This window comes from Cellulophaga geojensis KL-A (genome assembly GCF_000568425.1).
Taxonomy (GTDB): domain Bacteria; phylum Bacteroidota; class Bacteroidia; order Flavobacteriales; family Flavobacteriaceae; genus Cellulophaga; species Cellulophaga lytica.
In genome coordinates this window covers 1-1,806 of sequence record NZ_ARZX01000057.1, presented here as the reverse complement: position 1 = coordinate 1,806, position 1,806 = coordinate 1, and the positions used below count along the sequence as shown (strand labels likewise).

The 1,806-nt window shown below is 31.9% G+C and carries 2 protein-coding genes; both read left to right on the top strand.

Going from position 1 to position 1,806, the window contains the following annotated elements:
• Window positions 1-47: 47 nt before the first annotated feature.
• Complete coding sequence (locus KLA_RS17090) at window positions 48-821, top strand: DUF3800 domain-containing protein (protein WP_034647351.1); 774 nt, start codon at window positions 48-50, stop codon at window positions 819-821.
• 351 nt (window positions 822-1,172) lie between these two features.
• Window positions 1,173-1,649 carry a hypothetical protein gene (locus KLA_RS17085; protein WP_152536874.1) on the top strand — a complete coding sequence of 159 codons (477 nt, stop codon included), beginning with the start codon at window positions 1,173-1,175 and terminating at the stop codon, window positions 1,647-1,649.
• Window positions 1,650-1,806 lie beyond the last annotated feature (157 nt).

Here is a 1,806-nt window from a genome sequence, read left to right as displayed (position 1 = left end):
ACTGCCCTACGTTTCTTATACGTAGACGTTGGCAACAATTAAAAAAAATGACGAAAATATACATTGATGATTCTGTTCACAAAAGAGGAAAATTTGTTATTAGTGGAATAATTGTGACCAATGAAAATATTGAAAATAAAATTTCTGAAAGTCTAAAAAGTAACGGATTTGATCCTGAAAATTCTGAATTTAAAAGCGGATTGAGTTACAGAAAATATCCTAAAATGTTGGATGTAAGAAATGACTTGAAAAATATTATTTCTTCAGTATGTAAAATTGGACTTGTTGTTTTGCCAATTGCAGAAAGACCTAATATTGGAATTGAAACTTTTAAAGGTCTTAAACAAATAATCGAATCAAACGAATTTGGAAAGGACATTGAAATTTATGTTGACCAAAATTATTTTAGAAACGTAGATACTGGAATAGAATATGCAAAGGAAATCGGTTTGGAAATCTATGAACTAAATTTAGAGTTAGATTCAAAGAAATTTAAAGGAATTCAACTTGCTGATTTAGTTGCTCATTCTTGCTCTACAATGTTACTTGAACAATTAAAAATTATTGATAAAAAAGTAAAAGCAGGAGATAATTCTGGCTACGAACCTGATTTAGAAATAGAGTTAGGATTTGAATTATGGGCTGGAATCAGATATAATCTTCTTGGAGAAATTGATATGGAGAGATTTGAAACAGGAGATGGATTTCCAATGAAAATGACAGAACCGTATGGACTTTATATTTCGGAATTTTGCGACAATGAACTAAAGAAAAATGCAAAAGAAAGATTTGGAGAAATTTATATGGGATGCATACATTAAGTAACTGTTGCCAACAATGGCTATAGTTAATACGGGTTTGGTACTTAACCCAAAGTTTAGTACTTTAAACTAAGTCCGCCAAATCTTTTGATTTGGCTTTAGAACAAAAAAGATAAAACAAAATAAAAAGTTTTGGCTAAGTGCTAGTCCGACAGTTCAGTCCTCTGAACTCCCGCACTAACCATAGCCGATACGTTGCCCACAATCCCTCATAGAAACCCAAAAAATCCTCAGTACGTTGGCTAACGTAAAATTGAGTAAATTGAGTTTCAAATTTTAAGAAAATATGAAAAATTTAAATATTTTTAACAACCTTATTTTCAGTAATATAATTTTACGCTAGTCAGAATTATGAAAAACGTACTTTCAATATTATTAGTTGGATTTTTAACAATTTCCTGCGGAGTGAAAAAATCGACCAAAACTCAATTGGAATTTGAAAACGGTTGGTATTTCGTTACTGACTCAAAGCCGGAATCTAAAATTGTAAAAAATAATTTTGGAGAAGATACTGTATCTGTGGAACCCAATCCAATCATTAAGGCGTCTGAATATTCGAAAATCGGAATAGCTAAACCGAATTGGAGCGGAAAAGAAATGACCATAATTGAATTAGTTTACGACGGAACTGCAAAAGAAAAGTGGGCAAATGCAACTGAAAGAATGTCAAAAACTAATGAAAAAGTAGTGTTTATTTACAATGATAAATTTATATCGACAGCTTCAGCATTCAGGAGAATGGATAATGGATATGCGAGCGTGTCGAATGAAAATTTTAATGAAACAATGCTGACAGAAATTATAGCGGATTTAAAAAAACAAAAATAACTGTGGGCAACAATGTATAACCGCAATTACGGCGGATTCGACTACGTCCGAATCCACTCGGAATTGCTAAAGCCTGTGCTAAACCGAAAATTAACGCATATTAACCCGTAACTGACGGTTATACCTACCGTTGTACCACATATAAACAAAACATTGA

Excerpts from the sequence above, each read along its gene's own strand:
- KLA_RS17090 (WP_034647351.1), top strand. The coding sequence starts at position 48 with ATGACGAAAATATACATTGATGATTCTGTTCACAAAAGAGGAAAATTT.
- KLA_RS17085 (WP_152536874.1), top strand. The coding sequence starts at position 1,173 with ATGAAAAACGTACTTTCAATATTATTAGTTGGATTTTTAACAATTTCC.